This is a genomic window from Amylibacter sp. SFDW26 (genome assembly GCF_009184395.1).
GTDB lineage: Bacteria > Pseudomonadota > Alphaproteobacteria > Rhodobacterales > Rhodobacteraceae > Amylibacter.
This window is the reverse complement of the sequence record NZ_WEIC01000002.1, coordinates 562,798-577,615: the sequence shown is the minus strand read 5'-3', so window position 1 is coordinate 577,615 and position 14,818 is coordinate 562,798. Positions and strand designations below refer to the sequence as shown.

The window sequence follows — 14,818 nt, the reverse complement described above, 5'->3', positions numbered from 1 at the left end:
GTCGAGCTTCGGCATGAATATGAGTGGGAAATAAAACGTGAAGAAACCTGTTGAACGCCTGACTGAATTACTTGCCGATGATATGGCTTCTGTAAATACCTTGATTAAAGGGCGCATGGCATCCGAAAATGCACCACGCATTCCAGAAGTAACTGCTCATTTGGTTGAAGCAGGTGGCAAACGTTTACGCCCAATGTTGACTTTAGCTGGAGCACATATTTGTGGTTATGAAGGCAAATATCACGTGCACTTAGCAGCGACTGTAGAATTTATTCATACAGCGACACTACTTCATGATGATGTTGTTGATGAAAGCGATATGCGTCGCGGAAAAAAGACAGCTAATCTTTTATGGGACAATAAATCTTCGATCCTTGTAGGGGATTACCTATTCTCTCGTTCATTTCAATTGATGGTGGAAACAGGTTCGCTACGTGTTCTGGATATTCTGGCCAATGCATCTGCTACGATTGCTGAAGGCGAAGTTCTGCAATTAACAGCCGCTCAAGATACGAACACGACCGAAGAGGTGTACTTTAAAGTCATTCGCGGCAAAACAGCCGCTCTGTTTTCTGCAGCTACAGAAGTTGGTGGTGTGATTGCTTCTGCAAGCGACAAAGAAACAACTGCGTTACACGCATATGGCGATGCTTTGGGGATTAGTTTCCAAATCGTAGATGATCTATTGGACTATGGTGGTGCAAGTGCATCACTTGGAAAAAATACAGGCGATGACTTCCGTGAACGTAAATTGACGCTTCCTGTGATCAAGGCAATTGCAAAGGCAGATGCTGGTGAACGTGCGTTTTGGGATCGCACCATTGCCAAGGGCGAGCAAAAAGATGGTGACCTTGAACACGCAATGGAGTTATTGAAAAAGCACGGCACATTGGAAGAGACACGTGATGCTGCAATTTATTGGGGTAATAAAGCAAAAGCCGCTTTGGTTGATCTACCACAATCTGAAATGCGTGACTTGTTGGGCGATTTGACCGATTACGTGGTTGAACGCGCGGTTTAATCACCTAAGCAACATGCTTTTACCCACCAATCTGGATGAGCTTTTGCAAGTTTATTTGAGGCGTCTGTTGCATCTTTTTTAGTTTCAAAAATACCGAAACACGTAGCCCCAGATCCCGACATTCGCGCCAATAACGCACCTAGATCTTTTAAGGCTTGTAAGCACATACCGATTTCTGGCGCAAAGGCGCGTGCGGGTAACTCTAAATCATTACGCTGTTTCTTAAGATACTTAATAATATCAGTATGATCATAATCCATGATACCTGTATTATTTTTATTACTTATCGCCTTAAAAATCACTGGCGTTGATACGGCAATATTCGGGCGCACTAACACAGCAGCCATCTGGGGTACATTTTGTATAGGTGTGATCTGATCACCAATACCCTGCATCCGACAACTTTGCTCTGCCAAACAAACAGGTACATCAGCGCCTAATGACAATCCTGCATCTTTAGGCAACTCTGCGCCCGTCATCTTGGCCATTGCACGCAAAGTTGCTGCGGCATCCGCTGAACCGCCACCAATACCAGAAGCCACTGGCAGATTCTTCGTCAAAGTTATTGCAGCCCCCTCACAATGAGGTTCAAAAAGCTTTGCAGCTTTTAATACAAGGTTATCATAACCAGCGCTTAGCCCTTCAGCAAAAGGTCCATCAATTTCCAATGAAAACCCAACGGACGCTTTAATTGAAATATCATCCCCAGTATCCGCGAAAACAACAAGACTATCTAACAAATGATACCCATCATCTCGTTGTCCAGTAACATGCAGGCAAAGATTAATCTTAGCTCGAGCTAACTCGTTAATTCGCATTTGAGACTTCAGCCTCTTCCTGTGACAAAACCTCATCCAAACCAACATCTAACTTACGACGAATGCGAACGGCATCTTCATCTTCTGGATTAAATGACAACGCCCGGCTCCATTGAAAACGTGCTTCACGTGTACGGCCAACTTTCCAATACACATCTCCTAAATGGTCATTGATGATCGGGTCCGTTGGCACAAGCTCTACTGCACGCTCCATTGGGGCGACCGCCTCTTCAAATTTGCCGACGCGATATAAAACCCATCCAAGGCTATCTGTTACAAAACCATCATTTGGACGGCTTTTCACAGCACGCTCAATCATCTCTTGAGCCTCTTCGAGCTTCATGCGTTTTTCAACCAAGGAATACCCAAGGTAGTTCAAAACAGCGGGTTGATCTGGTGATAACTCCAATGCTTTTCTGAAGTCTGTTTCTGCACGGTCCCATTCATCCAGCCGTTCAAATGAAACTGCGCGAGCGTAATAAAGAAACCATTGCGCCCCTCCTTCATCTTCAAGCATTGAAATCGTTTTTGAATACGCCTTACTGGCTTCGCGGAATTTTTTCTCATCACTATAGACATCACCCAGTACCATTTGGACACGTGCAACATTCGGATGGGAATTCGCCAATCCTTGCAATACAGCAATAGCTGCATCAGGTTTATCCGCAGACAGCAAAGTATCTGCACGGCTGATTTCTGCATTCAAATATAGTGGATGAGTCGTTGGCACTTTTGCTAATAAACCTGTTGCCAAGTCAAATTGTTCTTGGCCCTGTAAAATATCAGAAAGCAATAAAATCGCTTGAATGTTATCGGGACGCAAGAATTGTGCAATCCGCCCATATATTAAAGATAAACGCTCATCATCTTCACCGCTTAATACGCTGGCCAGCGTAAGAAATGCTTCTGAAATACCGTCACCTGCCGTCTTAACGAATGTAAAAGGTACGGCTTCTTTGGCTTGCATTTTCTGCAGTAAGCTTCGCAATTGTTGATCGGCTGTACCACTTAAACTACGTGTTACTAAAGCTTCTGCTTCTTCGAACTTACCAAGCTGTGACATGATTTGTGCATGGGCAATGATGCTGCCACGGTTAACATGCAATGTGTTTTCGCCATCCGCATGAATCAACTTATCCGCAAGCTCAAAATCACCAGCTGTCGCAACAGCCAATGCTTTGTGGTATTGGCCAAAAATACGCAATGCATCTGGTTCTTTCATGCTATCGAAATGCTGAGTGGCAGCAGACATATCCCCTGCACCAACATGTATCCAGCCAATCAACAAACCGCTTAATAATGGGCTGATACGATCTTTGGATTCTTCCAATAAACCCAGTGCTTCATCATATTTCTTTGTTTTGGTTTGAGACGCTAAAAGCATTAAATCTGATAATTGACTACCAAATTTTAGCTTTATGATTTCATCGGACAGCTGTATCGCACTGTCCATTTCGCCAATGGCAACATAAGCCAACAGTGCGTTTTGTAAGATAAAACCATCATCAGGGTCTTGCAATAAAGCCTTTGAATAATACTCAGCCGCTGCCGCATAATCATTACTTCTGTTTGCTTGGTTTGCAGACAAATATGATCCTGCAACACCTTCACCAAAAGAGGCTATAGGAGCGCTGATAAAACTAGTGGCCAAAAGAAGAGGTAATAGTGGCTTTATACGCATTCTGCGAGGTTCCTGAATAAGTTTCGAAACAAAGCCTAGCTGCGATAAGTCAGCAATACAACCGAGCTTCCATCAACTTTTGGAAACTCGGCCGTGAATTGCAAATATGTGATTACATATTAGGGTAGTTTGGACCTTCGCCACCTTGTGGCGTTGCCCATGTGATGTTCCGACTTGGGTCTTTGATATCACAAGTCTTACAATGCACGCAGTTTTGCGCATTGATTTGGAATTTTGGATTTGATCCATCATCGTCACGAATGATCTCGTAAACACCTGCGGGGCAATAACGTTGTGCAGGTTCTGCAAACTCAGCCAAGTTCACATCAACAGGGATTTTCACATCCGCTAATTGAAGGTGACACGGCTGCTCTTCTTCGTGGTTTGTACCAGAGAAGCTTACGTTTGTCAGACGGTCAAAGCTCAGTTTGCCATCTGGTTTTGGGTATTCAATCGGTGCATAATCTGATGCTTTGCCTGTAGAGCCTGCATCGTCTTTACCGTGTGAAACCGTACCAAATAGGCTGAACTTAAACAATGTTTGGCACCACATATCGAAGCCACCCAACATCATGCCAAGTTTAGGGCCGTATTTACCGTTCAATGGTGCAACGTTACGCACAGGCTTCAAGTCTTGACCAACTGGACCTTCGCGCAATTCAGTATCATAGCCTGTCAGTTCATCACCTGAACGACCCGCTTGGATTGCTTCGTAAGCGGCTTCAGCAGCCGCTTTACCAGAATGCATCGCGTTATGGTTACCCTTGATGCGTGGCAAGTTTACCAAGCCACCTGCAGAACAACCCAACAATGCGCCACCTGGGAAACATGCTTTTGGAATAGATTGGATGCCACCTTTGGTCACAACACGTGCACCATAAGATACGCGTTTACCACCTTCTAGAACCTTAGCAATTGCTGGGTGGTGTTTCCAACGTTGGAATTCCATGTATGGGAACATATGTGGGTTTTTGTAGTTCAAATCTACGATGAACCCAACATACACTTGATTGTTGTCAATGTGGTACATGAATGAGCCACCAGTCGCGTCGCCCAAAGGCCAACCCATAGTGTGTGTGACTTCGCCTTCGTTATGGTTCTCTGGCTTCACTTCCCAGATTTCTTTCATACCAAGGCCGTATTTTTGATGGTCCGCATCTTTTGCAAGGTCGTATTTCGCAATCACTTGCTTAGACAATGAACCACGTGCGCCTTCGGACAAGAACACATATTTACCATGCAATTCCATGCCAGGTTCATAACCAGCGCCTTCTGATCCATCTTTGGCTTTACCAAATTCACCAGCAACAACGCCTTTAAGCTCACCATTGTCGCCATAAACCAATTCAGAACAGGCCATACCTGGGAATATTTCTACGCCCATGCCTTCTGCTTGTTCCGCCATCCAACGACATACGTTTGCCATAGAAACAATGTAGTTGCCGTGATTGTTCATCAATGGTGGCATCATTGCGTTTGGCAACTTAGAGCTTCCACCTTCGGACAACTTCAGGAAGTTATCTTCTTTAACTTCCACTTTAATCGGCGCGCCTTTTTCCTTCCAATCAGGGATAAGTGCATTCAAACCCGCTGGATCTAATACAGCACCAGACAGGATATGAGCGCCGACTTCTGACCCTTTTTCCAAGACAACTACTTCCAAATTGGCGTCTAACTGCTTCAATCGAATAGCGGCTGACAGACCAGCTGGTCCTGCCCCTACGATGACAACGTCATACTCCATGGATTCACGTTCTATTTCGGCCATCTTGGACTCCCTCTACAAATGCACCGCTGAATATTCATAACTTAGACAAGGCTCTTACCAAGTTTTCAAGCCAAATGAAAACGTCAACGCGACGTAAAATGAAAAAATATCACCATTTTTCACGTTTTTTCCCTAAAGCTTTCGCTTGCACTAGAGTTCAAGCGATTTTACAGTGCGCTACTGAAAATAAAGATACAGCAGGGCAGTATGGATAAAATACCTATGACAGCGCGCGGCTTTAATGAAGCTGATGCAGAACTTAAACAGTTGAAGTCTGTTGAAAGACCCGCCGTGATCAAAGCGATTGCTGAGGCACGTGAACATGGTGACTTGTCCGAAAACGCTGAATACCATGCCGCACGTGAACAACAGAGCCACATTGAGGGCCGGATTAAAGAACTGGAAGGCATTATTGGCCTTGCGCAAATCATTGATGTGTCAAAATTATCTGGCACGATAAAATTTGGCGCAACAGTTACCATTGCAGACGAGGACACTGACGAAGAAAAAACATTCCAAATCGTTGGGGAAACCGAAGCAAACATTGAACGTGCGCTTTTAAATTTGAATTCACCTATCGCACGCGCATTGATTGGTAAAGAAGAAGGCGATAGTGTCGAGGTACGCACACCGGGTGGCACGAAATACTATGAAATCGTAAGCGTAAAGTTTGTGTAAACGACCCTAATTTTACAAGAACTGGCCTTGCTAGCATGAAGAGTACATCTGATACCAACGGCGAAAAAGCGGCAGTTTATATTGCGCTCGCCCTGACTGTGATTTGGGCTCTTGGTGGCCTTGTGATGTATTTGGCGTACCCAAATGTAATCCACGAACTGAGTCGCGATCAAAGCTTAACTGCACTTGTTCTTGTTGGATTATTACTACCAATCATCCTTTTATGGATGGCCGCACTTATCGCAAAGTCCCTTTTAACGATGCGCCGAGAAACAAATGACATGCGGACATCCGTGGAAAAGATGCGCAAGACATTGCAAATTCAGGTCGCAGAAGAATCAGAAACACGTGATCGGTGGATACAAAGTCAGCTTGCACAAATTACTGCAATGACAAAACAAACAGATCACCGTTTAAGCATTCTAACAGAGAAAACACTTGCTGAACGTGATGAAATCCCTGCACCGCGCAACACTTCGGCATTATCTCAAAAGATCGCAGAAGTTGTAGATGAAAATCAGGCAAATTTGCCATTACCAAATGACAAGAAAACATCAAATGCACCCATCACAATTCGCGAATTGATCAAAGCATTAAACTTCCCTGACAACGAACACGATGTCGATGGTTTCCAAGCTTTGCGTCGTGCCAAAGGTGATCACACAACATCTAAACTGATTTCAGAAGCGCAGAATGTTTTGACCATGCTGTCACAAGACGGCATTTACGTTGATGATCTACGTGTGGAAAAACCAGCCGCGTCTGCATGGCGTAGTTTTGCAAAAGGCATTCGCGGCAAAGATGTTGCAGCATTGGGTATGGTGCGCGACCGCACAGCATTAACTTTGGCCAATACCCGCCTAAAGCATGATATTGAATTTCGTGAAACCGTACACACATTCCTTACGCAGTTTGATGCGGTTCTACGTGAGTTTGAAAAAACGGCTGAAAATACAGAGCTAACAGAAATGGGTAAAACACGCAGTGCTTTGGCCTTTATGCTTTTGGGTCGTGTATCAGGTGCGTTTAACGCGCGTTAAATTCCAAAAGACGTATAAGGGATATAAGTTACCAAATCCCCTTTTGAAACTTTCAGCGCTTCATCTGGTAGCTCAACCAAACCATTCGACCAAGACAACCCAGAGATACGTCCAGACCCTTCTGATTTGAACACCTCTACGTGTCCATCATCATTCATGCGGGCGCGCAAATATTCACGTCGCCCTGCCTTTTTCGATTTCTCAAATGCAGCAGGAACTTGGAAGGATTGAATTGTTGTCTTGGATTGTCCTGACAACACTTTCAAAGTTGGCAGGCCAAAAATCAAAGCACACACAAATGCGGCAACAGGATTTCCAGGGAATCCAAATGCAGGGACGCCGTTCCATAATGCCATTGCAATAGGGCGTCCTGGTTTCACAGCAACACGCCAAGTGTGCAAAACACCCTCATTACCCAGCAGCTTTGAAACATAGTCTTCATCACCCGCTGATGCCCCACCAGAAATCAAAATTGCATCTGCGTTTTGAGCTGCCTGATTAAACCCTTCGCGGATCACATCAGGGTCATCTTCAAAATGGCCACCGTCAACTGGGACAAACCCCCAACGTTTGATCAAACTTAAAAGCATTGGTTTATTCGCATCAAATATCTGATCTGGACGTGCAACCTTACCAACTTCGACAAGCTCTGTACCAGTAGAGATAACAGCAACGCGCAAAGGCTTATATACTGATAACTCTGAAACCCCTGCAGCTGCTAACAATGCCAAGTCTTGTGGGCGCAATACATGCCCCGCATCAAATACAGCATCACCAGTCGCAAAATCCTCTGCCGCGCGGCGCATATTGGCACCGCGTTTTAAACCAGATCTAAAAACGATACCCGTTTCGGCATCATTGAAAACAATGTCTTCTTCCAAAACGATAGTATCAACGCCGGCAGGTACAATCGCACCTGTTAAAATACGTATCGCCTGTCCCGCTTTCACGATACCACTGTACGGAATGCCCGCAGCAGCCACACCAGATTGCAGCGGTAGTTCTATAACATCATTATCTGGCAAACAATCATAGGCAAAACCATAGCCATCCACGGCAGAATTGGCCATTGGTGGATTGTTTCGTTTTGCTAAAACTGTATCTGCAACCACACGGCCCAAAGCATCTTTGACAGAAACCATTTCAGGCTCAACAACAGGATGTAGACCGCTTTTGATATGATCCAACGCATCATCAACAGGTGTCCACTCAACACCCGCAGGCATTGCAAAACAGTTGTTTTTGAGTGGAGGCACAGCCATTATTTTAATCCAACCTGTTTCAAAACAAAATCAGCCACAGCAGGAACATCATTCAAATCCAATGCAGGCAAATCAAGCGTGTCCACCTCTACATCTGTAGCGACCCCAACAATCGTATCATCTTTTGCACAAATCAATGGCATCTCAGATGTTTCGCGGTGACATTCAATTTTCTGATGCGGTTCTTTCTTGAAACCCTCGACCAATACCAAGTCTACTGCAGCCATTTTGATCAAAAGCTCATCCAGCTGAAACTCTTCTTCATCTTGCAACTCATGCATCAACGCCCAACGATTGCCCGAGCTGATCAGCACTTCTTGCGCACCTGCTTCACGGTGCTTGTAACTGTCACGACCTGGTTGATCCAAGTCAAAAGCATGATGGGCATGCTTCACCGTCGAGACGGAATACCCACGTGACTTCAATTCTGTCACCAACCCAGCAACCATCGTGGTTTTACCAGAGTTTTTCCACCCTACGATCCCAAAGATTTTCATAGATTGTATTCCTTTAAAAATTCCTGAGCCTTTTGGAAATCCTCTGGGCGATTCACATTGAAAAATGGGTCAAACGGGTCTGATGAAAACGCCGCTTTCGCAACACCATGTGGTTTCGCCCATTGTATCACTTTACGCACACCATTCTCTAGCGCATCACGCAGGTCATCTTTCAATGCAACAGGCCATAGGCCAAACGTTGGGTGATTGTAAAATCGCGCATCTTCCGCAGGTGTTTCCGCAATTGCAATTGCACCCGACTGATCAGCCAAAGCTTTGCGCATAACTTGCACCAAATCTGTTGGGAAAAATGGCGTATCCGCAGCAACAGTTGCAATGTAATCTGCGCCATTATCCGCAGCCCATTCCATACCCGTTAAAACACCAGCCAAAGGCCCAGCAAATCCTTCGAATGTATCAGGTAAAATCTGCAAATTAGTTTGTTCATATTCCGCAGCATCACTATTCGTATTTACCGCAATCATATCCACCTGTGGCGATAGCCGGCTGATTGTTTGTTGCAAAAGGGTTTGCTCACCCAATTGCATCAAACACTTATCCTGTCCGCCCATTCGCGTAGACAAGCCACCCGCCAACACGATGCCTGCAATCACAGTCATTTTGCATCCCCATCAAAGGCGTGATCCCAAATCAAACGCTCCTTGCCACTAAGACACATGAAACGTTTCCCCTTCATGCGCCCAATCAGCGTCAATCCAACTTGATTAGCCAGCTCTACACCCCACGCCGTAAAACCAGAACGCGATACCAATACTGGAATACCCATTAGCGCCGTTTTAATCACCATTTCTGATGTCAAACGACCCGTTGTATACATAATCTTATCTTCAGGCGTGATGTTTTCAGAAACCATCCAACCCGAAATTTTATCCACCGCGTTATGACGCCCAACATCTTCCATATAAACCAAAGGGCGGTTCTCTTGGCAAAGTACTGTAGCATGTACCGCGCCCGCTTCTAAATACAAACTAGGTGTCGTGTTGATCTTCTTGGATAATTCATAAAGCCATGATGTTTGAACTTTGGATTGCGGCAGGGATACCTGATCCAAACCATCCATTATGTCCCCGAAAACAGTTCCAACAGCACAGCCAGACGTACGTGTTTTTTTAGACAGCTTTTCTTCGTAATTGGTCTCAGTCGCAGTTCTGACAACAACCGTTTCCAACTCTTCATCATAATCCACGCCAAGCACATCTTCATCGGCACTTAACATCCGCTGATTACGCAAGAACCCTAATGCCAGATACTCAGGATAATCCCCGATTGTCATTGCCGTAACAATCTCTTGCCCATTCAGGAAAATCGTCAACGGACGTTCTTCGATAACAGGCATCGTAATGTCTGCGCCGTTCTCATCCACACCAACAACAGCACGCGTCAACCGAGGCGCAGATGCATCGGGCGCAATAATCATACCACCGTTGTTTTTTGCTATGGACAATCTTGTCTCCAAAAGGTTTGGTCTGTGGATATCCTTTAGACCTATTACGATCATCTTCCAAGAGCACGATATTAGAATGTCTGACATGAAATCCCATACGAAAAACGTCTTTTGGCGCGGTTTTCGCGAAGGCTTGCCCTTTATCTTGATCGTTGTGCCTTTTGGCGCGCTTTTTGGCGTTGTGGGTGCCGAAGCTGGCTTGAACATTCTTCAGGTTATGTCGTTTTCCGTTTTGGTCATTGCTGGTGCATCCCAATTTAGTGCCCTTGCACTGCTGACAGATAACGCACCAACAGTGATTGTGATCCTAACTTCATTGGCTGTGAACTTGCGCATGGCAATGTATTCCGCCGCTCTGGTTCCACATTTTGGCAAAGTGAAAACTGGGCTAAAACTTGTAATCTCTTATTTCTTAGTCGATCAAGCATACGCCCTGACAGCGAAAGAATTTGATGAACAACCAAACCAACCTGTCGAGAACAAAGTCGCTTATTTCTTTGGCGTTGTACTCGCCATTGCCCCGCTTTGGTACGTTGCAACTTATTTAGGTGCAGCATTAGGCGCATCTATCCCTGATGCATTTTCACTCGATTTCGCCGTGCCAATTTGTTTCATCGCCCTTGTCGCCCCAATGCTTAAAACCATGCCACAAGTATTGGCTGCTCTAACATCCATAATAGCTGCATTATCCTTAACTTGGGTTCCTTACAGCCTTGGTCTGATCATCGCAGGCATCATTGCAATGATGGTTGGCGCATATGCTGAACTGAAACTGGAGAGGCGGAAATGATTACAAATCAAGTGCAAATCTGGACAGTCATTGCGGGTCTCGGCATCGGCACATTGTTCATACGCTATTCCTTCCTTGGCCTTCTTGGAAACCGCGAATTGCCAGAATGGTTTTTACGTCATCTGCGTTATGTGGGCGTTGCTATTTTACCAGGTTTGATTGCACCCCTAATCCTATGGCCAGAAGCCACAGGCGGGTCACCTGATGCATCCAGAATATTAGCAACCATTGCCGCAATCACAATCGGCGTTTGGAAACGCAGTGTTGTTGGTACTGTTGTTGCTGGCTTTGGCGTTCTTTACGCAGTGCAATATTTCACAGGTTAAATTGGCAGTGCCGTCGTTTTAAAAACGGTGCGCAACGCGAAACTGGATTGCAGTTGCGCGACACCAGGTAAACGCGCAAGATATTTGCGGTGAATGCGTGCAAAATCCTCGGTGTCTGCGGCAACCACTTTCAACAAGTAATCCGCTGTACCCGCCATAAGATGACATTCCAACACATCAGGGATCAGCTTCACTTCGCGTTCAAATGCTTCAAGCAGCGCATCAGCCTGACCAGAGAGAGTAATTTCAACAAAGATAGTTGATTTGCGATCCACTTCGCGAGCATCTAAAAGAGCTACATAATCCTTGATGATTTTCTTTTTTTCAAGCTGTTGAACACGGCGATGACAGGCTGATGGAGATAGGTTAACCTTCTCCGCAAGATCAGCGTTAGACATACGCCCAGAGCGTTGTAACGTATTTAGGATTCGACGATCTATTTCATCAATATTCATATTATTGAAACCTTTAAGCGTGTTTTACGATTTAAATAATAGATTATTCGAATAATTGCAAAATTATTAGAAATATAACAAATAATTTTTAAATAACCTGTGTGATAGTTTTGTTATTAATTAGTATAAGCAACAGGAGTCGTCATGCTTATTGGATGCCCCAAAGAAATCAAAAATCAAGAGTATCGTGTCGGGATGACACCAGCAGCTGCTATGGAAGCGGTGAGCAATGGCCATAAAGTTATCATCGAAAAGAATGCTGGCATAGGTGCTGGCTTTGATGATGCTTCATACGTTGCAGCAGGTGCTGGCATCGTGGACACAGCAGCAGAGGTTTTTGCGACCGCAGATATGGTTGTTAAGGTTAAAGAACCACAGGCTGTAGAACGCAAACAATTGCGTGAAAATCAGATCCTTTTTACATATCTGCACTTGGCACCAGACCCCGAACAAACACACGACCTGTTGGAAAGTGGTGTTACAGCTATCGCTTATGAAACCGTAACAGACCGCAATGGCGCATTGCCCTTGCTTGCCCCAATGTCCGAAGTTGCGGGGAAACTTGCGCCACAAGTTGGCAGCTGGACATTGCAAAAAGCAAACGGCGGACGGGGTGTTTTAATGGGCGGTGTACCAGGCGTTAAACCCGCAACTGTTGCCGTGATCGGCGGTGGTGTGGTTGGTACACATGCAGCACGTGTTGCCGCTGGTATGGGTGCTGACGTGACTGTTTTGGATATGTCGATGCCACGTATGCGCTACCTTGATGATGCATTCAGCAATGAGTTTAAAACACGCTATGCATCTCGTGAAAACACTGCGGAACTCATCACCCAAGCAGACATCGTTGTTGGTGCGGTTCTTATCCCAGGTGCTGCTGCCCCTACACTTGTCAGCCGCGCGCAACTTTCAACAATGAAGCCGGGTTCCGTATTGGTGGATGTTGCCATTGACCAAGGTGGATGTTTTGAAACATCCAAAGCAACAACACACGATGATCCGATTTATGAGGTTGATGGCATTATGCATTACTGCGTTGCCAACATGCCAGGTGCCGTTGCACGCACATCAACAATCGCTTTGGGCAACGCCACGATGCCATTCATGATTTCTTTGGCAAACAAAGGTTGGAAGCAAGCTTGTGAAGATGATGAACATCTGCTGAACGGCCTAAACACACATGCAGGTAAGCTTACATATTTCGCAGTTGGTAAAGCTTTAGGCTTGGATGTAACTGCGCCAAGTCTTGCATTAAAAATGTAATAAAAAAGGCCCGCTGAAACAGGCGGGCCTTTTCAAATTATCGAAGAAGGGATTACTTCTTCTTCAAAGCTTTCAAAATATCTGCCAACAATTCGTTGTCTGTTGGGCCAGCTGGCTCTGCAGGTGCTGCTTCTTCTTCAGCTTTTGCAGTTGCTTCTTTGATTTGGTTCACTTTGCGTACAAGCATGAAAACAACAAATGCAATGATCAAGAAATTGATGATTGCCATGATGAAGTTACCATAAGTCAATTCAGCACTACCAACTTTTGCACTTAGGCCAGAAAAATCTATACCACCCATAAAGATGCCGATGATCGGGTTGATAATATCCGCAACCAATGATCCTACGATTGCAGTGAATGCGGCACCGATGATGATACCGACAGCCATATCCATTACATTGCCCTTGGCAATAAAATCCTTAAATTCGTTTAACATTCTCTTCCCCTGTTTTATTCATCCTCCAGTTGTCTGGGGGACGTGGCGCTATAATTGGGTGTTAAAGTCTCATTTTTCAAGGTATTTCTTCTAAAACAACTAAATCAGCTTGTATCTTCTTATTGAAATCACGATGTTTTCCATAAATTAGGAGAATTTCATGTCAAATCTATCAAAATTCGCAATTACAAAACGGTGGCCTGCAAAGAACCCAGATCACATTCAGCTTTACTCTCTAACAACACCAAACGGTGTTAAAGCATCCATTATGTTAGAGGAAACAGGGTTACCTTACGAAGCACATCTGGTGAGCTTTGATACAAATGATCAGATGACACCTGAATTTTTGTCGCTCAACCCAAACAATAAAATCCCCGCTATTATTGATCCGAATGGACCAGACGGAAAACCATTACCACTATGGGAAAGCGGTGCGATCTTAATCTATTTGGCGGAAAAAACAGGACTATTCCTGTCCAAAGATCCAGCCAAACGATACGAAACAATCCAATGGTTGATGTTCCAAATGGGTGGTCTGGGGCCAATGTTCGGGCAACTTGGTTTCTTTAACGTATTTGCAGGAAAAGACATCGAAGACCCCCGCCCCAAAGAACGCTATGCCAACGAAAGCGCACGTATATTAAGAGTATTAGATCAGCAATTAGAGGGCAAAGACTGGGTCACAGGCGACTATTCAATCGCCGATATTGCAATCGCCCCATGGCTGCGCAACATCATCGGCTTCTATGATGCCGCCGATTTAGTGAGTTGGAGTGACTTGAAAAACGTCCCCGCATATTTGGAACGCTTCTTGGAACGTCCTGCGGTCAAAGTTGGCCTCGTCACCCCACCACGCGATTGATTAAGCTGGCAAAGTGCCCTGCAAAACATAACGCAGAATATCAACAACCTGATGCGGCTCTTGCGCCACGGCTAATGCAGCCGCATCAACCTCTTTCAATGCATGTTGATGATCATCGCCATGTAGGATAATCAGCGACTTACCCAAAGCAGCCGCGTAACCCGCATCAAATGCAGCATTCCACTGTTTGTATTTTTCGCCAAAACGCACAACAACAACGTCAGCTTCTTCAATACCTTTGCGGGTCCGAATTGCATTGATTTGCGCGCCTTTGCGATCATGCCAAAACTTATTTGGCTCTTCGCCCAAAATCGCAACACCGCAATCATCAGATGCGCCGTGATCTGTCACAGGACTGTTGAACGTTACATTCAAACCAGCAGACCCTTCGATAATTTGATCGCGCCAGTCAGTGTGAATTTCACCTGATAAATAAACATTTAGAGACATAAC

Annotated in this window: 17 protein-coding genes; 7 read left to right on the top strand and 10 right to left on the bottom strand. The window is 45.1% G+C overall.

Annotated elements, in window-relative coordinates:
• Window positions 1-82 precede the first annotated feature (82 nt).
• Window positions 83-1,021 (top strand): polyprenyl synthetase family protein, encoded by a 939-nt coding sequence (locus tag F9L33_RS09135; protein ID WP_152142542.1) that lies wholly within the window; start codon window positions 83-85, stop codon window positions 1,019-1,021.
• Here F9L33_RS09135 and F9L33_RS09130 read toward each other — a convergent pair.
• The 3 genes from F9L33_RS09130 to F9L33_RS09120 all read right to left on the bottom strand — a co-directional run bounded on the left by F9L33_RS09130 (window position 1,018) and on the right by F9L33_RS09120 (window position 5,288).
• Window positions 1,018-1,839, bottom strand: coding sequence for a 4-(cytidine 5'-diphospho)-2-C-methyl-D-erythritol kinase (locus F9L33_RS09130; protein ID WP_152142441.1), 822 nt, complete (start codon window positions 1,837-1,839; stop codon window positions 1,018-1,020). The genes F9L33_RS09135 and F9L33_RS09130 overlap by 4 nt on opposite strands.
• Complete coding sequence (locus F9L33_RS09125) at window positions 1,829-3,520, bottom strand: tetratricopeptide repeat protein (RefSeq protein ID WP_152142440.1); 1,692 nt, start codon at window positions 3,518-3,520, stop codon at window positions 1,829-1,831. Before F9L33_RS09125 ends, F9L33_RS09130 begins: the two co-directional genes overlap by 11 nt.
• A 112-nt stretch (window positions 3,521-3,632) precedes the next feature.
• On the bottom strand, window positions 3,633-5,288 hold the full coding sequence (locus F9L33_RS09120) for an electron transfer flavoprotein-ubiquinone oxidoreductase (protein WP_152142439.1): 1,656 nt from the start codon (window positions 5,286-5,288) through the stop codon (window positions 3,633-3,635).
• Between the two features lie 207 nt (window positions 5,289-5,495).
• On the opposite strand from F9L33_RS09120, the gene greA reads away from it, so the two are divergent.
• Both greA and F9L33_RS09110 read left to right on the top strand, forming a co-directional pair.
• A complete protein-coding gene (gene greA / locus F9L33_RS09115) occupies window positions 5,496-5,966 on the top strand; it encodes a transcription elongation factor GreA (RefSeq protein WP_152142438.1) in 471 nt (156 codons plus the stop codon).
• 35 nt (window positions 5,967-6,001) lie between these two features.
• Window positions 6,002-7,006 carry a hypothetical protein gene (locus F9L33_RS09110; RefSeq protein ID WP_152142437.1) on the top strand — a complete coding sequence of 335 codons (1,005 nt, stop codon included), beginning with the start codon at window positions 6,002-6,004 and terminating at the stop codon, window positions 7,004-7,006.
• On the opposite strand, the gene glp is transcribed toward F9L33_RS09110, so the two are convergent.
• Genes glp through F9L33_RS09090 form a run of 4 tightly spaced genes read right to left on the bottom strand, consistent with a single transcriptional unit; the run spans window position 7,003 to window position 10,203 of the window.
• Window positions 7,003-8,268 carry a gephyrin-like molybdotransferase Glp gene (glp, locus tag F9L33_RS09105; RefSeq protein WP_152142436.1) on the bottom strand — a complete coding sequence of 422 codons (1,266 nt, stop codon included), beginning with the start codon at window positions 8,266-8,268 and terminating at the stop codon, window positions 7,003-7,005. The genes F9L33_RS09110 and glp overlap by 4 nt on opposite strands.
• Window positions 8,268-8,765 carry a molybdopterin-guanine dinucleotide biosynthesis protein B gene (gene mobB / locus F9L33_RS09100; RefSeq protein WP_152142435.1) on the bottom strand — a complete coding sequence of 166 codons (498 nt, stop codon included), beginning with the start codon at window positions 8,763-8,765 and terminating at the stop codon, window positions 8,268-8,270. Before mobB ends, glp begins: the two co-directional genes overlap by 1 nt.
• The gene (gene mobA, locus F9L33_RS09095; RefSeq protein ID WP_152142434.1) at window positions 8,762-9,385 is read right to left on the bottom strand and encodes a molybdenum cofactor guanylyltransferase MobA; all 624 of its coding nucleotides are present in this window, start codon (window positions 9,383-9,385) and stop codon (window positions 8,762-8,764) included. The genes mobB and mobA overlap by 4 nt, the downstream gene beginning before the upstream one ends.
• A complete protein-coding gene (locus F9L33_RS09090) occupies window positions 9,382-10,203 on the bottom strand; it encodes a formate dehydrogenase accessory sulfurtransferase FdhD (protein WP_193222009.1) in 822 nt (273 codons plus the stop codon). Before F9L33_RS09090 ends, mobA begins: the two co-directional genes overlap by 4 nt.
• Window positions 10,204-10,306: 103 nt before the next feature.
• Here F9L33_RS09090 and F9L33_RS09085 point away from each other — a divergent pair, with 103 nt between their 5' ends.
• Complete coding sequence (locus F9L33_RS09085; protein ID WP_152142433.1) at window positions 10,307-11,020, top strand: AzlC family ABC transporter permease; 714 nt, start codon at window positions 10,307-10,309, stop codon at window positions 11,018-11,020.
• Window positions 11,017-11,346 carry an AzlD domain-containing protein gene (locus F9L33_RS09080; protein ID WP_226804052.1) on the top strand — a complete coding sequence of 110 codons (330 nt, stop codon included), beginning with the start codon at window positions 11,017-11,019 and terminating at the stop codon, window positions 11,344-11,346. The genes F9L33_RS09085 and F9L33_RS09080 overlap by 4 nt, the downstream gene beginning before the upstream one ends.
• On the opposite strand, the gene F9L33_RS09075 is transcribed toward F9L33_RS09080, so the two are convergent.
• Window positions 11,343-11,801, bottom strand: coding sequence for an Lrp/AsnC family transcriptional regulator (locus F9L33_RS09075; RefSeq protein WP_152142432.1), 459 nt, complete (start codon window positions 11,799-11,801; stop codon window positions 11,343-11,345). The genes F9L33_RS09080 and F9L33_RS09075 overlap by 4 nt on opposite strands.
• Window positions 11,802-11,945: 144 nt before the next feature.
• Here F9L33_RS09075 and ald point away from each other — a divergent pair, with 144 nt between their 5' ends.
• Complete coding sequence (gene ald, locus F9L33_RS09070) at window positions 11,946-13,064, top strand: alanine dehydrogenase (protein WP_152142431.1); 1,119 nt, start codon at window positions 11,946-11,948, stop codon at window positions 13,062-13,064.
• A gap of 52 nt (window positions 13,065-13,116) precedes the next feature.
• On the opposite strand, the gene mscL is transcribed toward ald, so the two are convergent.
• The gene (mscL, locus tag F9L33_RS09065) at window positions 13,117-13,503 is read right to left on the bottom strand and encodes a large conductance mechanosensitive channel protein MscL (protein ID WP_152142430.1); all 387 of its coding nucleotides are present in this window, start codon (window positions 13,501-13,503) and stop codon (window positions 13,117-13,119) included.
• A gap of 160 nt (window positions 13,504-13,663) precedes the next feature.
• Between mscL and F9L33_RS09060 the strand changes: the two genes are divergently transcribed.
• Window positions 13,664-14,365, top strand: coding sequence for a glutathione S-transferase N-terminal domain-containing protein (locus F9L33_RS09060; RefSeq protein WP_152142429.1), 702 nt, complete (start codon window positions 13,664-13,666; stop codon window positions 14,363-14,365).
• Here the strand turns inward: F9L33_RS09060 and F9L33_RS09055 are convergent, their stop codons facing one another.
• Complete coding sequence (locus tag F9L33_RS09055; RefSeq protein WP_152142428.1) at window positions 14,366-14,815, bottom strand: YtoQ family protein; 450 nt, start codon at window positions 14,813-14,815, stop codon at window positions 14,366-14,368.
• Between the last annotated feature and the right edge of the window lie 3 nt (window positions 14,816-14,818).